The following is a 16838-nucleotide window of genomic DNA, read 5'->3' on the forward strand; positions in this document are numbered from 1 at the left end:
GCAGCACTCTACGGCGCATCGGGGCGCAGATGCGTGATGTCGCCTGCAGAAACCGTGGCCCGTTCGGCACCGGTGTCGATGATCAGCCGCCCGAGTTCGTCGACGTCGACGGCCATGCCCACCAACGCGTTGTCGCCGGGCAGGATCGCGCGGACCCGGCTGCCGATGGTGACGCTGCGAGCGCGGTAGTCGGCGGCCAGCCCCGGATCGGCATTGCGCCAGCCGGCGAACCGGGCGGCCAGATGCCGGAGCAGCGCCTGAGCCAGCGGGTTGCGGTCCACCGTTCCGGCTCCGAGCTGCGTCAGTGAGGTGGCCCGCGGGTCGGGGGCCTCGTCGGTGGTCATCGTCACGTTCAAGCCGAGCCCGACGACGACGACCGGCGCGGGCGACGCCACCTCAGCGAGGATTCCGGCCAGTTTCCCGCCACCCGGGCCGACCAGGACGTCGTTCGGCCATTTCAGGCCCACGCGTACGCCCGTGACCTCAGCGACGGCGTCGACGACGGCGACCCCGGTGGCCAACGGCAGCCATCCCCAGGTGTCCGCGGGAACCCCTGCCGCGTCGACTCCGACCGACAATGCCAACTGTGACCGTGGCGGCGCCGACCACTGCCTGCCATGCCGTCCGCGCCCCGCGTTCTGGTACTCGGCCAGCAACACCGCACCGGCGATCTCCCCACCGGCGGCCGCCCGCGCGATCAGATCGGCGTTGGTCGATCCGGTCTCGTCGACGACGTCGAGTTGATGCCACGGCGCGCTCAACGACTCCCGCAAAGCGGCGGCATCGAGCGGCGGGCGGTTCGGCTGGCGATCATCCATGGGCCGTCAGCTTATTCGCACCGGTAATGAGCTACCGATTGGCCAGGTTGGCCGCGACCTCCTCGTGCCACAGCTCGTTGGCGTGCGTGGTGTCGACCTCCTGCTCGAAGCGATCGGTCATGTCGGGCGTGACATCGGCGGCATCGACGTAGAACTGCTCGTACCACCGGCGATGGTGGTAGACCGGACCGTCCTCCTCGGTCAGCAATGGATTGTCGATCCGGGCCTTGTGCTTCCAGATCTCGACGTCCTCCATGAAGCCGTCGCCGAAGGTCCGGCTCATGGTCGCGGCGAGCTTCTCGGCCTTGTCCGCCGACAGCGCGGGATTCTGCTGGACCGCGACACCCCACTGCAGCACGAACGAGTCATGCGTCACCGGGTAGTGGCAGTTGATCAGGGCGATCTCCACGGTGAAGTCAGGGGCGAGGTCGTTGTGCAGCCAATTGATCATGTACGCCGGACCGAAATACGTTGCCTCCGAACGCAGGTAGGTGCCGTCCCAGAGCTCTCTGGTGGCGTAGTCCGGACGCGGCTTGGACTCCATGAACTGGCTTGCGGTGTGGCCTTCGATGACGTTCTTGAAGTAAGTCGGGTAGGCGTGGTGAATGTAGAAGAAGTGCGCCATGTCGACGTTGTTGTCGACGATCTCACGGCAGTGCGATCCCTCGATCAGGATCGAATTCCATTGCCACGGTGACCAGATGCCCTCGTCGTAGCCCTCGATCGTGGGCGGGGTCAGCTCGGCGGCCGGCGCGGAGCCTTCCGGGTCATGCCAGACCAGCAGCTGACCGTTGACCTCGGTGGTGGGCCACTTGCGGGTACGCGCCAGCCGCGGAGTGCGCTTGGCGTAGGGCACCAACTTGCACTTTCCGTCGCTGCCCCAGCGCCAGTCGTGGAACGGACACGCCAGGTTGTCGTCCTTGACCGACCCCATCGACAGGTCGCCGCCCATGTGCCTGCAGTACGAATCGAGCACGTGCAGTTCGCCGGCCGAGTCGGAATAGACGACGAGCTTGGTACCGAAGGCCTCGATGCCGTGCGGCTGCCCGTCACGGAATATCTCAGCGAGCCCGACGCAGTGCCAGCCGCGGGCGAACCGCGTCATCTCCGCGCCGGCGTCGATTTCCCGGATGTCACTCATACATCTCGTCCTAACATGTCTTTGACCGCCAGGTGGCTGAACAGCATGCTGGTTCCGATCGGATTTCCGCCGCCCGGATAGGCGGTGCCGCTGGGCGCGGCCATGGTGTTGCCCGCGGCATACAGACCGGCGATCACCTGTCCGTCGACGTCGAGTACCCGGGCCGCGGTATCGGTACGCAACCCGCCCTTGGTGCCGAGGTCGGAGATGCCGAACGCGGCGGCATGGAAGGGACCCTTCTCGATCGCTACGAGCGGGGATGCCCCGCCGGAGAAGGCGCGGTCGTAGGCCTCGTCACCGCGACCGAAATCCTCGTCCGATCCGGCGGCGACGAAGCCGTTGAAGCGTTCCACGGTGGCGGTCAGGTTCTCGGCCGGGACGCCGATCTTGGCCGCCAGCTCCTCCAGGGTGTCGGCGGTGTGCCACAACCCGGCGTCGATGTAGCGCTGTGCGTCGACCATCGAGACGTTCGTCGCCTTGACGGGCGGCACTTCTCCCTCGCGGTCGTCGTAGATCATCCAGTACGGCAACGTCATCGAACCGTCGGCCAGTCGCGGCAGGATCGCCCGGCCGATGCGGTCGTAGGCCGCCGACTCGTTGACGAAGCGCTGCCCGTTCTGGTCGACGAAGATGCCGCCGGTGAACCACAGCGCGAACGCGGAGCGCCCGTCGGGGTGCGTGAGGCCCGGCGACCACCAGGCCTGCTCCATCAGGTCGACGTCGGCGCCGACCGCCATCGCCGCCTGATGCGCGCGGCCCAGGTTCGCCGGCGGTCCCATGGTGTCGCGGGCGACGCCCGGCACGCCGTATTCACGGCGCAGTTCGTCGTTGCCTTCGAAGCCGCCGGCGGCGAGCAGCACGCCGCGCCGAGCCCGGATCGCCTGCCGCTCACCGCCGGATTCGACGATCGCGCCCGTCACGACGCCGTCCTCGACGACCAACTCCACCAGCGGGGTGTTACGCCGCACCGAGGCATTCGGGTACTGCTCAATGGCTTTGAGGAACCGGGCGATCAGCGCCCGGCCGCCGATGAAGTAGTCGTCGGGCTGTTCGGCGCCGAGCCGGTCGGCGTCGAGCGGGCCCCGCACCAGCTCGCGCAGGTGCGGGGCTTTCTCCACCTTGAGCGGCCGGGCCGCGATGTGGCGTTGACCGTCGGTGCGGGCCTTGGGCGCCTTGCCGAAATAGTCGGGCCACGGCATCGGCGCGAACTTCAGATTGTCGTCGGCTTCGAGATACTCGATCAGCCCGGCGCCGCCGCGGACGTAGGTGTCCTGCAGTTCCCGCGGGGTGCGGTCGCCGACGACGGCGTGGTAGTACTCCAGCGCGTCCTCGATGGTGTCGTCGGTGCCGGCCCGCTTGAGCACCGGGTTGCACGGGAACCACACCCCGCCGCCACCGGAATACGCTGTGGTGCCGCCGAATTTGTCGCTGGCCTCCACCAGGATCACCGACAGACCTTCGCGGGCGGCGGTGAAGGCGCCGGTCACGCCGCCACCGCCGGACCCGGCGATCAGCACGTCACATTCGTCTGTCCACTTCATGCGGCCCGCCTCATAGGTAACGCTGCCTCCCGTACTGCGCGAACTCATCGTCCAGCGACTTTTTGTCATCGTCGTCCATGGCCCGGTACACCGGCTCACCGCGTCCCGCCCACCGGTACACCACCTCGTCGGTGTGCCAGCGGTCCCGCTGCAGTTCGCGTTTGAGCACCTTGTTGGACCCGGTGACCGGCAGGTCCTTCGAAACCCGCAGGAACCGCGGAATTCCCTTGGTTCCCAGGTCATCCTGGCCGGCCAGGTAGGACACGAAGGCCGCGGCGTCGAAGCCGTCGGGATCGGCCACCTCGATCGCGGCCATCACCTGATCGCCCGAACGCGGATCGGGGACCGCGTACGCACCGGCTGCCACCACGTCGGGGTGGCGGCGCAGGACCCGCTCGATGTTCAGTGCCGAGGTGTTCTCACCGTCCACCCGGATCCAGTCACCGCGGCGGCCTGCGAAGTAGATGAACCCCGCCTCGTCGAGGTAGCCGAGATCGCCGGTCCAGTACCAGCCGTTGCGGATGCGTTCGGCATTGGCCTCGTCGTTCTTGTAGTAGCCCTCGAACGTGCGGGTGCCGAATTTGTCGACGATCTCGCCCACGGCGTCGTCGGGGTTGAGAACGCGGCCGTGTTCATCGAAAACCGCTGGCACACAGTCGTTCAGCGACTCGGGGTCGATGATCGCCACCCCCTGGTGGGCGGGGCGGCCCAGTGCGCCCGGCGGCATGTCGGGGGCCAGAACCACCGCCCCGCCGCCTTCGCTCGAGCCGTAGCCCTCGAACAGTTCGGCGCCGAAGCGGCGCCGGAACTCGTTCTGGTCGTCGGGTGAGGCCTCGGTGCCGAAGCCGCGGACCAATGGGTTCTCGGCGTCGTCGGGTTGTTCCGCGGTGGCCATCAGGTAGCCGAGCGCCTTGCCCACGTAGGTGAAGAACGTCGCGCCGAAATATCGCACGTCCGGCAGGAATCCGGACGCCGAGAACGCTGGTGTCAGGCACACGGTTGCGCCGACCGACAGCGCCGGAGCCCACAGCGCCATGATCGCGTTGCCGTGGAACAGCGGCATGCAGCAGTACTCGACGTCTTCACGCACGTGGCCGAACTTCTCCGCGGCCGCATAGGCGATGCGGGCCAGCCTGCCCTGGCTGCATTTGACCGCCTTGGACGCACCCGTCGTCCCCGAGGTGAACAGCAGCAACATCAGCGAGTGCTCGTCCACGCCCTCGCCAGCCGCGATTTGTGCACGGTTTTCCGCGCTTACCGCGGACTTTCGTGCACAAATCGCGTCTTGATAGGCCGGATCGTCGACAACGAGGAACCGATCGGGTTGCAGGCCGAGGTCCAGGCCGCCTAGACGCTCGGCACCGGCGGAATCGGTGACGATCAACTGGCAATCGGCATGGCGGATTTCTGCTGCCATCTCAGTGGCACCGCGGGTCGGGTTGATCCCCACGATCGTCGCCCCGGCGAGGGCGGCACCGCCCAGCCAGAACAGGAAATCCGGCACGTTGTCGAGAAGGACGCCGATGTGGAAAGGGCCTTCAATTGGGCATGAGCCGCGGAGCTCCGTCGCGTATGCCCCGCGCGCGGCGGACTCTGCGACCACCTCGTCCCAGGTCCAGTCCCGCTCGCGGGTGCGCAGGCCGAGATGCTGATCGCCGACGCGGTCGAGCAGCATCTCGGCGACCGAGTCGCGCACTGCGTCAGGCATGAGCCTCGGCAGCGGCGCGCTTCTGGTCGATGTAGGCCTGCGGCAGGTCTTCCTGGCTCAGCCTGGTCACGCTGACCGGGCCGGTCTGGTAGGCGTCCTCACCGATGATCAGGCCGTCGGCGTCTATCGGCCAGTTGATGAGCTGACGGAACAGCAGCAGGTAGTCGCCGTCCGGGTCGTCGACCTCGACGCCGATCGCCTGGGCGGCCGCGCCCGGATAGATCATCTTCATCCAGCCTTCCGTCATCACCAGATCATCGTCGACGGCAAGGCGATCGATCTCGAAAACGAGGTGGTTGGCACCACTGGCCACGAACGCCTCGTAATAGGCGCGCACACCCTCGGTGGTCTTGGGGCCCATATCGGCATTGGCGTACCAGAAGTGGTAGTCCGGATTCGGGCTCAGAGTCGCCATGAGCCGGTCCATATCGGGCTCAGCCTCGGCCTTCATGTGCGCGAGAACGACGCCGAGCACCTGCCGGTGCCGCTCGTTGGTGGTGACGGCGAGACGGTCTTCCACGGGGACCCAGGTTCGGGTCGGATCGATGATGGCCATATCGGCCTCCTTGTGTCGGTCGGCTTGCGGTGGCTGTTGTGGGCTGCAACGCAATCCTGGCCAATGACGTGACACCCGTCACCCGCCATACGTCGGTCGATTCGACCAATTCATCCGACAGTTGTCGGGCGGATGGAGCTCCGGAAATCCCCGCCTACAGCAGGTCCGCGTCGGCCAGTTCGGCCGACGAGATCGCGATGCGCCGCACCATGAGCACCAGCGTGCCCAGAAAGCGGTCCACCGGATCCTCGAAATCCCACCCCATCGCGGCCTGCATCCGCGCCAACCGGGCCGCGACCGTGCTGTGGTGCACGTGCAATTCGGCGGCCGTCCGCCGCAGCGAGCCGTAGACGAAGAACGCCTCGGCGGTCCGCACATCGAGGTCCCCGGCGGGCGTTGACGCAATCTCGTTGATACGGGCCACATCTCGGTTGCGTCGCACCCGGTCGATCGGGAGGTCGGCCAGCAGCTCCAGCGAGCTCAGCCGCTCGTAGGCCACCACGCGCCTGCCGAATCCGGTCGACGACGCGAATCGCAAGGCGCGCACGGCTTCGTGCCACGAGGTCGACGCGCTGAATGCGTTGCCCACCGATCCGATTCCGATCCACGGGCCCGACGCCGTGCCGGTGTTCACCACCGCCGGAAACTGTTCGACGATGAGGCGCTCCAGACGGTCCGAGAGCTCCCGCATGTCGAAGGATCCCTGGCACACGACGGCAGTCGCGTTGCCGATCACCGCCGACCGCACCGTCGGCGCGGCCAGTTCACCGGTGATGAGGCGCAGGGTCTCCCGCGGTGAATGCCCCGACGCAGCCAGCACACACGTCGGTCTGGTCTCGTCGAGGCCCAGGAGCCGAATGGCCCGGGCCCGGTCTTCGCGATGTTCCTTGGCCGACAGCACCACCTCGAGCAGCGCGGGATCGCCCAGGTGCGGAGTCCCGCTCACCCCGGTCCGCGCAGCGACGCGACTTATCAGTCGTCGCAGCCGATCGAGGAGCACCTCATCCAAGGGGTGCCCGGACCCGTCACGTTCCACCCAGACGACCGTCTCGTCGCGATCGCATGCCGGCGAGGCGCCGTCGTCGATCGGATCGAGACGTCCGGAGGCGTCGTAACGGACGACCGTGCCGCCCGGCCACCGGACACCCACGGGGCACCCCGCGATCAGCGCGGCAAACCGCACGGCCGCGTCGGCATTGACCTCTTGTTCCTCCAGCGCGTCGAACTGCGCGACGAGCCGCAGCACCGAGGCGGGATCGCTGCCCAGTTCAGAGAGCAGAACCGGCGCCGTGGTCATGATCGAGAGCGTAGGCCCAGAGCCCACCCCGGCGTCGAGCCACAGCACACTGCCCCCACCGGAGTGACGCGCGCCACGCCCACCTCTCTTAGACCAGTCTTAGGGTTACCGATAACATCGGGACCCATGACGAGCGTTACCGAGCCGTCCGCCGAGCACCAGGTGGACATCCACACCACTGCAGGCAAGCTGGCTGATCTCAAGAGGCGGGCCGAGGAGACGCTGCATCCTGTCGGCGAAGCCGCCGTGGACAAGGTGCACGCCAAGGGCAAGCTGACCGCCCGCGAGCGCATCCTGGCCCTGCTCGATGAGGGGTCGTTCGTCGAACTCGACGCGCTGGCCAAGCACCGCAGCACCAACTTCGGCCTGGAGAACAACCGGCCGCTGGGCGACGGGGTGATCACCGGCTACGGCACCATCGACGGCCGCGACGTCTGCATCTTCAGCCAGGACGCCACCGTGTTCGGCGGCAGCCTCGGTGAGGTCTACGGCGAGAAGATCGTCAAGGTCCAGGAGCTGGCCATCAAGACCGGCCGCCCGCTGATCGGCATCAACGACGGCGCCGGCGCCCGCATCCAGGAGGGCGTGGTCTCGCTTGGCCTGTACAGCCGGATCTTCCACAACAACATCAAGGCCTCGGGTGTCATCCCGCAGATCTCGTTGATCATGGGTGCCGCGGCCGGTGGCCACGTCTACTCCCCCGCGCTGACCGACTTCATCGTCATGGTCGACCAGACCAGCCAGATGTTCATCACCGGCCCGGACGTCATCAAGACCGTCACCGGCGAGGACGTCACCATGGAGGAGCTGGGCGGCGCCCACACCCACATGGCTAAGTCCGGCACCGCGCACTACGTCGCCTCCGGCGAGCAGGACGCCTTCGAGTACGTCCGCGACCTGCTTAGCTACCTGCCCCCGAACAACTACGCCGAGCCGCCGCACTACCCGGTGGCCCCGGCGCAGGGCTCGATCGAGGAGACCCTGACCGACGAGGACATCGAGCTCGACACGCTGATCCCGGATTCGCCGAATCAGCCGTACGACATGCACGAGGTCATCACCCGCATCCTCGATGACGACGAGTTCCTCGAGGTGCAGGCCGGTTACGCCGGCAACATCGTGGTCGGCTTCGGCCGGGTCGACGGCCGCCCGGTGGGCATCGTGGCCAACCAGCCCACCCAGTTCGCGGGCTGCCTCGACATCAACGCCTCGGAGAAGGCCGCCCGGTTCATCCGGACCTGCGACTGCTTCAACATCCCGATCGTCCTGCTGGTCGACGTCCCGGGCTTCCTGCCCGGCACCGACCAGGAGTACAACGGCATCATCCGGCGCGGCGCCAAGCTGCTCTACGCCTACGGTGAAGCCACCGTCGCCAAGGTCACCGTCATCACCCGCAAGTCCTACGGCGGCGCGTACTGCGTGATGGGTTCCAAGGACATGGGCGCCGATGTGGTGGTGGCCTGGCCGACGGCTCAGATCGCCGTGATGGGCGCCTCGGGCGCGGTGGGCTTCGTGTACCGCTCCGAGCTGCGCGACGCTGCCAAGAACGGCGAGGACGTCGATGCGCTGCGCCTGGAGCTGCAGCAGACCTACGAGGACACTCTGGTCAACCCCTACATCGCCGCTGAGCGCGGATACGTCGACGCGGTCATCCCCCCGTCGCACACCCGCGGCTACGTGGCCAACGCCCTGCGACTGCTGGAGCGCAAGATCATCCAGATGCCGCCGAAGAAGCACGGGAACATCCCACTGTGAGCGGGGCGAACGATTCAGCCACTGTGAGCGGGGCGAACGATTCAGCCACTGTGAGCGGGGCGAGTGTGGCCGACGAGACTGCGACCGAAGACGTCAAGGCTGACCACCAGGCACACATCAAGGTGCTGCGCGGCCAGCCCACCGATGCGGAGATGGCCGCGCTGATGGCCGTCCTCGGCACCGCCGGTGGCGGCGCTGCCGAACCCGTGGTGCGCGACCGCAACCTGTGGGGGCACCCGGTGGACAAGCTGCGCTACTCGATCTTCAGCTGGCAGCGGGTGACGCTCCTGGAGCGCACCCACATGCGGCGCTAGATGACCCGGGTCGTTCTCGGTTCGGCATCGACAGGCCGGCTTGGCGTTCTTCGCCAGGCCGGCCTCGATCCGTTGGTGGTGGTGTCCGGTGTCGACGAGGACGCCGTCATCGCGTCGTTGGCCGATGCCCCACCCGAGCAGGTGGTGAGCGGACTGGCCGCCGCCAAGGCCGACGAGGTGTTCACCCACCTGCCCGCGGCCGTCGTCGGGGACTGTGTCGTCATCGGCTGTGACTCGATGCTGTTTCTCGACGGGCAGTTGTGCGGCAAGCCCGGAGATGTCGATACCGCGCGCCGGCAATGGCAGTCGATGTCGGGCCGGACAGCTCAGCTGTATTCGGGCCACGCGGTGCTCGTCGTCCGTGACGGGGCCGTCGCCCATCGCATCGCCGATACCGGCATCACCGCAGTGCATTTCGGCTCACCGACCGACGCGGACCTGGAAGCGTATCTCGAAAGCGGCGAACCACTCGGTGTCGCAGGCGGTTTCACGCTCGACGGGTTGGGCGGCTGGTTCGTCGAAGGCATCGACGGCGATCCGTCCAATGTGATCGGGTTGAGCCTGCCGTTGCTGCGCCGGATGCTTGCGACCGCCGGGCTTTCCATCGCGGATCTGTGGGCAAGCCGGCCGGAGTGAGCGGCCGTGGCCCGGACTCCAGAGTGACCAAATTGCAACCTTTTGAATGGCGGCGCGCCGCGCTGATGTCCCGAATAGTCTCAACCACGGGTTGACACTGGGCCGATGCCAGTCGAAGAAACAATGTGGGATGTTCGCGTGGCACGCGACTTCGAGACATGCGACCTGGAGCGGCTGCGCGCCGCATTCGCCGACATCATCTCCAAGCGACTGTCGCCGGGTAAGCGATTGCTGCGTGTGGTGACCTGGTCACAGAACGGCGGCTCACTCTTCCGCGCCAACAACGGCGCCCGCCGTTTCGCCGTGGCCTACGAGGTCGCGTTCACCGCGTGACTCAGCGCCGAGGCGCCGCGTCGAGCTTCGGAATCACATTGCCGGGCTTGGCAGGTACGAGAACTGTTCCGTGTGGGTCGGCTATCGGTGAGTCGGTGATCAGTTCCGTCCCGGGATCGACATAGACGGTTTCCGATTTGATCTCGCTCGACCGCGCGATATCGCGAGTGGTACATGCGTCAGATGCGGCGCTGTCGACCTGCGGCACATCGGGTTCCCAGCTGAGATTGGCTTGCACAGGAACCGGATCGACACCTTGTGGCGCATATTCCGTGACGCGGGTGACGCACTGGTACCAGCCCTTGGGTGTGCCGAGGCTCTTGATATCGCCCGAAAAGATGTTCGGTGGTTGCAGGTAATACACCTCGTAGTCCACCCTGGGCGACTGCCCTTTCGCCTCCTCCACGTAGCCGATGATCGGTAGCGGGCCGCGGTTTTCGGGCGGCGGCGGCTGATACGCCGCGACGGCCTTGTCCCAATCGTCCTTCTTCTTCTGCTCAGCCTCTGCGGCCACCTTGTCACGCTCGGTCGACCACGCCAGCCCGGCGAGGATGACCGCCGCGAGGATGACGAACAGGCCGCCAAGGGCCTGCATTCCGTAGCCGGCCTCGCTGGGTTCGTTGGCTTCGGGGTCCTTGTACTTCCACGATTCGGTGGCCCACCAGATCTTCCTGGGCCGCAGCAGCATGAACAGGCCCAGCGGTATGCCGATCACCAGGCAGAGGATCGCAAGCGCCACGGTAAGCAGCGTAAGGCCGCACGCCGGGCCCCCGATGCGGCAATCTGCGCCGGTCGTGGGCACTGCCACGCCGCGGTTATCCGGACCGACGGTACGCTCTTGGTGTGCCGCTGCCTGCTGATCCCAGCCCCACTCTTGCCGAGTACGCCCATCCGGAGCGCCTGGTCACCGCCGACTGGCTGGCCAGCAATCTGGGCCGGCCCGGTTTGGCCATCGTCGAGTCCGACGAGGATGTCTTGCTCTACGACACCGGCCACATCCCGGGCGCCGTCAAGATCGACTGGCATCTCGACCTCAACGACCCCAACGTGCGTGACTACATCAACGGTGAACAGTTCGCCGAGTTGATGGACCGCAAGGGCATCAGCCGCGACGACACCGTCGTCATCTACGGCGACAAGAGCAACTGGTGGGCGGCCTACGCGCTGTGGGTGTTCACCCTGTTCGGGCACCCCGATGTGCGCCTCCTCGACGGCGGCCGCGACCTGTGGGTCTCCCACGGCCGCGACACCACCCTCGAGGTGCCCACCCGGCAGTCCAGCGGATATCCGGTCGTGGAGCGCAACGACGCCCCGATCCGCGCCTACCGGAACGACGTGCTCGACATCCTCGGCAAGCAGCCGTTGATCGACGTCCGCTCGCCCCAGGAGTACACGGGCGAACGCACCCACATGCCCGACTACCCGGAAGAGGGCGCACTTCGCGGCGGGCACATCCCCACCGCGAAGTCGATCCCGTGGGCCAAGGCCGCCAGGGACAGCGGGCAGTTCCGCAGCCGCGCCGAGCTCGAGGAGCTCTACGGCTTCCTCAACCCCGACGACGAGACGGTGGTGTACTGCCGGATCGGTGAGCGCTCGAGCCACACCTGGTTCGTGCTGACCCACCTGCTCGGCCTGCCCGGTGTGCGCAACTACGACGGCTCGTGGACCGAATGGGGCAATGCCGTGCGCGTGCCGGTCGCCGTCGGCCCGGACCCAGGTGACGCCCCGGGCGCCTCATGAGTTCGATGCCGGCCGCCTTGGCAGAGGTCGTCTCCGACTTCCAGGAGGTGGCCGGCCAGGACAAGTTGCAGCTGTTGTTGGAGTTTGCCAACGAGCTGCCACCCTTGCCGACTCATCTCGAAGAGGCGGCCATGGAACCCGTTCCGGAGTGCCAGTCTCCGTTGTTCCTGGATGTCGACGCGTCCGATCGGGGCAAAGTGCGGCTGTACTTCAGCGCTCCCCCGGAGGCCCCGACGACGCGCGGGTTCGCCGCGATCCTGGCCACCGGTCTCGACGGCCAGTCCGCCGATGACATCCTGGCGGTGCCCGACGACTTCTACACCGCATTGGGCCTGGCCGCCCTGATCAGCCCGCTGCGGTTGCGCGGGATGTCGGCGATGCTGACCCGGATCAAGCGGCGGCTGCGCGGAGCCTGATCAGCGCCGAGGCACCCGGTTCCCAGCCGTCGCGCCGGCAACCTCGGCACCTGTATCGGCCGCGATGGGGCCATCGGTGAGAATCGTTGCGCTGTCGGTGATTTCGCCCCATCGACTGGTCATCACCCGCACCCCCGAGCCTCCGATCCGGCACTCCGCCTCGCCGTTGCCTGGATGCCCACCGGCGTCGGACCAACGCAGCTTCACGTTCACTGTCACGGTGGGGGTGCCCAAGCCGGACACCGCTGGGACCACCTGGCAGCCCCCGGACGGACCACTCGACGAACTCCCGTCGTCAACACGGACGCCCTTAGGGACGAGGTACGACACGTCCAGGTATTGCGCCCCGTTATGGATGCCGCCGCTTGCGGCGCCGATGGCGTAGCCCACGATCGGCAGCACACCACGGTCTGACACGGCCGGAACGGAACCGTTCGCGTTGGGCACTTCGGCGAGCTGGGGAACGACATTGCCTACGGCCGCGGCCACCTCGGTGCCGTCTGCTGCGAGGATCGGGCCGTTGGTGGTGATCACCGGCGTGGCGGCCGGGAACGGACCGAGGAAAACCTTCTCCAGCTTGGCCCAGAGTCCGGTACGACAGGAGTCGTTCTGCTCCATGTCGCGGAGGTTCGCCGGGGCCCAGACGACCTCTACCGAGACGGCAAGTTGCCCGTCATCGCCAGGGGTCTGCTTGGGAACCGAGGTGCACGGATAGCTGAACCGTTCCGCCATCCGCTGGATGTAGTCCGGCACCGACCTGGGCGGAGCCGTGTAGTAGAGGTCCACAGCGACACCCTTGGGCACCTGCCTGGCTACGTAGCCGATCACCGGCAGCTGTCCGCGCTTCTCCGGCGCAGGGACGACAAAGGCGGCCTCAGCCGCCTGCCGCTGTTCCTCCGCTTCGCGGCGGTCCTTCCGCTGGAAGTCACTGTGGATGATCGACGCGCCCAGAAACAGCGCCAGCAGGATCACGAAAACCCCGCCGGCCCGGGTCATTCCGTAGGCCGCGTCGCTCGGTTCATTGGCCTCGGGATTGCGGAACTTCCAAGACTGGGTGGCCCACCAGATGCGCCTTGGTGAGGCTGCCATGACCCCGCCCACCAACACGCCCACGACAATCACCAAAATCCCCGCACCCACCGGCCAACAGTAATAGCGTCGGCCTGTCCGTCGAGACGGCAATTTCGTGCGTCAACAGGACCGATGTGTTCACCGACAGATTTCCGCCAAAACCTACTCGCCGGTAACCGATACCGGATTGGGAAGCCTCAAGGTGCGGCGCATAAACTGCCCGCGATAGATTCTTAAAGACGTTTCTTAGAGAACTGCCGAGGAGGCACCGTGGCCAACCACGCCAGCTCAAAGATCTCCAAGGTGCTGGTCGCCAATCGCGGGGAGATCGCGGTCCGGGTGATCCGTGCCGCCAAAGACGCTGGACTTGCCAGCGTGGCCGTGTATGCCGAGCCTGACGCCGATGCACCGCACGTGCGGCTCGCCGATGAAGCTTTTGCCCTGGGGGGACAGACCTCTGCCGAGTCGTACCTGGTCTTCGAGAAGATCCTGGACGCCGCCGCGAAGTCCGGCGCCAACGCCATCCACCCGGGTTATGGCTTCCTGTCGGAGAACGCCGACTTCGCCCAGGCCGTGCTCGATGCCGGGCTGATCTGGATCGGGCCGAGCCCGCAGTCGATCCGCGATCTCGGTGACAAGGTCACCGCCCGCCACATCGCCGCGCGCGCCCAGGCGCCGCTGGTGCCGGGTACCCCGGACCCGGTGAAGAACGCCGACGAGGTCGTCGCGTTCGCCAAGGAGTTCGGCGTTCCGGTCGCGATCAAGGCCGCCTTCGGCGGCGGCGGTCGCGGCATGAAGGTGGCCCGCACCATCGAGGAGATCCCCGAGCTGTTCGAGTCGGCGACCCGTGAGGCCGTCGCGGCGTTCGGCCGTGGCGAGTGCTTCGTCGAGCGCTACCTGGACAAGCCGCGCCACGTCGAGGCCCAGGTCATCGCCGATACGCACGGCAACGTGGTCGTCGCCGGCACCCGCGACTGCTCGCTGCAGCGCCGCTTCCAGAAGCTGGTCGAGGAGGCCCCGGCCCCGTTCCTGACCGACGCGCAGCGCAAGGAGATCCACGAGTCCGCCAAGCGCATCTGCAAGGAGGCCGGTTACTACGGCGCCGGCACGGTCGAGTACCTGGTCGGCCAGGACGGCCTGATCTCCTTCCTGGAGGTCAACACCCGTCTGCAGGTCGAACACCCGGTCACCGAGGAGACCTCGGGCATCGACCTGGTGCGCCAGCAGTTCAAGATCGCCAACGGCGAGGCCCTGGACATCACCGAGGATCCGACTCCGCGCGGCCACTCGTTCGAGTTCCGCATCAACGGTGAGGACGCCGGTCGCGGCTTCCTGCCCGCTCCCGGCCCGGTCACCAAGTTCGAGGCCCCGACCGGCCCGGGCGTCCGGATGGACTCCGGTGTGGAGAGCGGGTCTGTTATTGGCGGTCAGTTCGACTCGATGCTGGCCAAGCTGATCGTCACCGGCGCCACCCGTCTGGAGGCGCTGGAGCGCTCCCGCCGCGCCCTGGCCGAGTTCAACGTCGAGGGCCTGGCGACTGTCATCCCGTTCCACCGGGCCGTGGTCTCCGACCCCGCCTTCATCGGTGACGACGAGAAGTTCGACGTCCACACGCGCTGGATCGAGACCGAGTGGGACAACACGGTCGAGCCGTTCACCGGTGGCGATCCGATCGAGGAAGAGGACACCGTTCCTCGCCAGACCGTGGTCGTCGAGGTCGGTGGCCGCCGCCTCGAGGTGTCGCTGCCCGGCGATCTGGCGCTCGGCGGTGGCGGGGCAAGCGGAGGCGCCAGCGGCGTCCTTCGCAAGAAGCCCAAGGCCCGCAAGCGCGGTGGCGGCGGCGCCACGGCGGCGTCGGGTGACTCGGTGACCGCACCGATGCAGGGCACCGTGGTCAAGGTGGCCGTCGAGGAGGGCCAGGAAGTGGCCGCGGGCGACCTCGTGGTGGTTCTGGAGGCCATGAAGATGGAGAACCCGGTGACGGCCCACAAGGACGGCGTCATCACCGGCCTGGCCGTCGAGGCCGGTGCCGCCATCACCCAGGGCACCGTGATCGCCGAGATCAAGTAGCGCCCAGTCTTTTCCACGAGGCTGTAGTCACCACACCCGGTGGCTGCAGCCTCGTGGCGTTTCACGCGGCCACCTATGGAACGCTGGTCCTGTGGAACCTGTGGAGATCAACAACGGCCAGTGGTATCTGCGCGGACTGCGCGCCGACGACCGTGTCGACGACCGGCCCGCGCTCGTCGACCTGGGCGAGGACGACCTGGACTATGTTCACGACGCCGCGGACGGCTGGGCCGATGACACCCGGTACACCTGGGCGGTGTGCGAACCGACCAGCGGTGAGCTGCTCGCCGAGGTCATCCTCGATCCCGTCACCGGTTTTCTGAGCAGTCGCGGCCGCCCCGGCTTCGAGGACGCCGCTGCCATCTCGGAGGACACCGTGCGGCGTTATGCGACGCAGGTGCTCGGACTGGAGGTGCACACGTGAGCACGCCCGCGAACCCCAAGATCGTCACGGTGACCGGTGCGGCCGGCCAGATCGGCTACGCCGCGCTGTTCCGCATCGGGGCCGGCGCCCTGCTGGGGCGCGACGTCCCGGTGAAGCTGCGCCTGCTGGAACTGCCCTCAGCGGTCCGGGCGGCCGAAGGCGTGGTCATGGAGCTGGTCGACAGCGCCTTCGATGGGCTGGTCGACATCGAGATTCACGACGACCCGGTGCGGGCCTTCGACGGTGTCGACGTCGCGCTGCTGGTCGGAGCCAGGCCGCGCAGCAAGGGCATGGAACGCGCGGACCTGTTGGCGGCCAACGCCGCGATCTTCGCCGAGTCCGGCAAGGCCCTCAACGCCGGCGCGGCCAATGACGTGCGCGTCGTCGTGGTCGGCAATCCGGCGAACACCAATGCACTGGTGGCCGCGGCCCACGCCCCCGACATCCCGGCTGGGCGATTCACCGCGCTGACCCGACTCGACCACAACCGGGCCGTAGCCGCCCTGGCCACCCACGCGGGTGTTCACGTCACCGACGTGTCCCGGGTGACCGTGTGGGGCAACCACTCCCCGACCATGTACCCCGACATCTTCCACGCGGTGGTCGACGGGCGGCCCGGCTCGGAGTACGCGTCAGACACCGACTGGCTGACCAACGACTTCATCCCGACCGTCGCCACCCGCGGTACCGCGATCATCGAGGCGCGGGGCACCTCGTCGGCGGCGTCGGCCGCCAACGCCGCCATCGACCACGTCCGGGACTGGGTGGACGGCACCGACCCCGATGACTGGACGTCGGTGGCGCTGCCGTCCCCCGGTGTCTACGGGATCCCCGAGGGCGTGGTCGCCTCACTGCCGGTGCGCGCGGTCGACGGCGCGTGGGAGATCGTGGAGGGCCTGGAGATCAACGACTTCTCCCGGGCCCGTATCGACGCATCGGTGGCCGAACTGCTCGACGAGCGCCACGCGGTCGAACGGCTCGGCCTGCTGTAGCCCTTCGGCGGCTTTCACCCATCGTG

Annotated in this window: 16 protein-coding genes and 1 pseudogene; 9 read left to right on the top strand and 8 right to left on the bottom strand. The window is 67.4% G+C overall.

The genetic code is table 11. The annotated features are described in order from the left end of the window. Nucleotides 1-8: 8 nt before the first annotated feature. The 6 genes from EH231_RS22830 to EH231_RS22855 all read right to left on the bottom strand — a co-directional run bounded on the left by EH231_RS22830 (nucleotide 9) and on the right by EH231_RS22855 (nucleotide 7061). Nucleotides 9-818, bottom strand: a complete 810-nt coding sequence (locus EH231_RS22830) for a biotin--[acetyl-CoA-carboxylase] ligase (RefSeq protein WP_124713393.1) — start codon at nucleotides 816-818, stop codon at nucleotides 9-11. Between the two features lie 31 nt (nucleotides 819-849). After that, nucleotides 850-1959, bottom strand: coding sequence for a 3-ketosteroid-9-alpha-monooxygenase, oxygenase component (locus EH231_RS22835; RefSeq protein ID WP_090432653.1), 1110 nt, complete (start codon nucleotides 1957-1959; stop codon nucleotides 850-852). Further along, nucleotides 1956-3500 carry an FAD-binding protein gene (locus EH231_RS22840; RefSeq protein ID WP_090432651.1) on the bottom strand — a complete coding sequence of 515 codons (1545 nt, stop codon included), beginning with the start codon at nucleotides 3498-3500 and terminating at the stop codon, nucleotides 1956-1958. Before EH231_RS22840 ends, EH231_RS22835 begins: the two co-directional genes overlap by 4 nt. 10 nt (nucleotides 3501-3510) lie before the next feature. Then, on the bottom strand, nucleotides 3511-5208 hold the full coding sequence (casI, locus tag EH231_RS22845; protein WP_124713394.1) for a steroid-22-oyl-CoA synthetase: 1698 nt from the start codon (nucleotides 5206-5208) through the stop codon (nucleotides 3511-3513). Then, nucleotides 5201-5764 carry a nuclear transport factor 2 family protein gene (locus EH231_RS22850; protein ID WP_124713395.1) on the bottom strand — a complete coding sequence of 188 codons (564 nt, stop codon included), beginning with the start codon at nucleotides 5762-5764 and terminating at the stop codon, nucleotides 5201-5203. The genes casI and EH231_RS22850 overlap by 8 nt, the downstream gene beginning before the upstream one ends. Before the next feature lie 154 nt (nucleotides 5765-5918). Continuing rightward, a complete protein-coding gene (locus EH231_RS22855; protein ID WP_124713396.1) occupies nucleotides 5919-7061 on the bottom strand; it encodes a PucR family transcriptional regulator in 1143 nt (380 codons plus the stop codon). Nucleotides 7062-7187: 126 nt separating this feature from the next. On the opposite strand from EH231_RS22855, the gene EH231_RS22860 reads away from it, so the two are divergent. The 4 genes from EH231_RS22860 (at nucleotide 7188) to EH231_RS22875 (ending at nucleotide 10099) form a co-directional block, all read left to right on the top strand. Continuing rightward, nucleotides 7188-8816, top strand: coding sequence for an acyl-CoA carboxylase subunit beta (locus tag EH231_RS22860; RefSeq protein WP_044516635.1), 1629 nt, complete (start codon nucleotides 7188-7190; stop codon nucleotides 8814-8816). A gap of 23 nt (nucleotides 8817-8839) precedes the next feature. After that, nucleotides 8840-9130 carry an acyl-CoA carboxylase subunit epsilon gene (locus EH231_RS22865; protein WP_124714359.1) on the top strand — a complete coding sequence of 97 codons (291 nt, stop codon included), beginning with the start codon at nucleotides 8840-8842 and terminating at the stop codon, nucleotides 9128-9130. Beyond that, the gene (locus EH231_RS22870; protein WP_124713397.1) at nucleotides 9131-9766 is read left to right on the top strand and encodes a Maf family protein; all 636 of its coding nucleotides are present in this window, start codon (nucleotides 9131-9133) and stop codon (nucleotides 9764-9766) included. A 105-nt stretch (nucleotides 9767-9871) separates the two neighbouring features. Beyond that, nucleotides 9872-10099, top strand: coding sequence for a hypothetical protein (locus EH231_RS22875; RefSeq protein ID WP_234927067.1), 228 nt, complete (start codon nucleotides 9872-9874; stop codon nucleotides 10097-10099). Between the two features lies 1 nt (nucleotide 10100). Here the strand turns inward: EH231_RS22875 and EH231_RS22880 are convergent, their stop codons facing one another. Further along, on the bottom strand, nucleotides 10101-10838 hold the full coding sequence (locus EH231_RS22880) for a DUF6199 family natural product biosynthesis protein (protein WP_124713398.1): 738 nt from the start codon (nucleotides 10836-10838) through the stop codon (nucleotides 10101-10103). 104 nt (nucleotides 10839-10942) lie between these two features. Here EH231_RS22880 and EH231_RS22885 point away from each other — a divergent pair, with 104 nt between their 5' ends. After that, nucleotides 10943-11839, top strand: coding sequence for a sulfurtransferase (locus EH231_RS22885; RefSeq protein WP_124713399.1), 897 nt, complete (start codon nucleotides 10943-10945; stop codon nucleotides 11837-11839). Continuing rightward, complete coding sequence (locus EH231_RS22890) at nucleotides 11836-12255, top strand: SufE family protein (RefSeq protein ID WP_164480988.1); 420 nt, start codon at nucleotides 11836-11838, stop codon at nucleotides 12253-12255. The genes EH231_RS22885 and EH231_RS22890 overlap by 4 nt, the downstream gene beginning before the upstream one ends. Nucleotides 12256-13232: 977 nt before the next feature. On the opposite strand, the pseudogene EH231_RS34850 reads toward EH231_RS22890, so the two are convergent. Beyond that, a pseudogene (locus EH231_RS34850) lies at nucleotides 13233-13344 on the bottom strand (DUF6199 family natural product biosynthesis protein); the annotation flags it as partial. Nucleotides 13345-13596: 252 nt separating this feature from the next. Between EH231_RS34850 and EH231_RS22900 the strand changes: the two are divergent. From EH231_RS22900 to EH231_RS22910, 3 genes are all read left to right on the top strand, one after another. Continuing rightward, on the top strand, nucleotides 13597-15396 hold the full coding sequence (locus EH231_RS22900; RefSeq protein ID WP_090432636.1) for an acetyl-CoA carboxylase biotin carboxylase subunit: 1800 nt from the start codon (nucleotides 13597-13599) through the stop codon (nucleotides 15394-15396). A gap of 91 nt (nucleotides 15397-15487) precedes the next feature. Continuing rightward, nucleotides 15488-15820, top strand: a complete 333-nt coding sequence (locus EH231_RS22905) for a hypothetical protein (RefSeq protein WP_090432635.1) — start codon at nucleotides 15488-15490, stop codon at nucleotides 15818-15820. Beyond that, complete coding sequence (locus EH231_RS22910; RefSeq protein WP_090432633.1) at nucleotides 15817-16812, top strand: malate dehydrogenase; 996 nt, start codon at nucleotides 15817-15819, stop codon at nucleotides 16810-16812. The genes EH231_RS22905 and EH231_RS22910 overlap by 4 nt, the downstream gene beginning before the upstream one ends. Nucleotides 16813-16838 lie beyond the last annotated feature (26 nt).

Source organism: Mycolicibacterium nivoides, from assembly GCF_003855255.1.
In the GTDB taxonomy this organism is placed as follows: Bacteria; Actinomycetota; Actinomycetes; order Mycobacteriales; family Mycobacteriaceae; genus Mycobacterium; species Mycobacterium nivoides.

Coding starts and splice junctions, on each gene's coding strand:
- EH231_RS22830 (WP_124713393.1), bottom strand. CDS start 818: ATGGATGATCGCCAGCCGAACCGCCCGCCGCTCGATGCCGCCGCTTTG.
- EH231_RS22835 (WP_090432653.1), bottom strand. CDS start 1,959: ATGAGTGACATCCGGGAAATCGACGCCGGCGCGGAGATGACGCGGTTC.
- EH231_RS22840 (WP_090432651.1), bottom strand. CDS start 3,500: ATGAAGTGGACAGACGAATGTGACGTGCTGATCGCCGGGTCCGGCGGT.
- casI (WP_124713394.1), bottom strand. CDS start 5,208: ATGCCTGACGCAGTGCGCGACTCGGTCGCCGAGATGCTGCTCGACCGC.
- EH231_RS22850 (WP_124713395.1), bottom strand. CDS start 5,764: ATGGCCATCATCGATCCGACCCGAACCTGGGTCCCCGTGGAAGACCGT.
- EH231_RS22855 (WP_124713396.1), bottom strand. CDS start 7,061: ATGACCACGGCGCCGGTTCTGCTCTCTGAACTGGGCAGCGATCCCGCC.
- EH231_RS22860 (WP_044516635.1), top strand. CDS start 7,188: ATGACGAGCGTTACCGAGCCGTCCGCCGAGCACCAGGTGGACATCCAC.
- EH231_RS22870 (WP_124713397.1), top strand. CDS start 9,131: ATGACCCGGGTCGTTCTCGGTTCGGCATCGACAGGCCGGCTTGGCGTT.
- EH231_RS22875 (WP_234927067.1), top strand. CDS start 9,872: ATGCCAGTCGAAGAAACAATGTGGGATGTTCGCGTGGCACGCGACTTC.
- EH231_RS22890 (WP_164480988.1), top strand. CDS start 11,836: ATGAGTTCGATGCCGGCCGCCTTGGCAGAGGTCGTCTCCGACTTCCAG.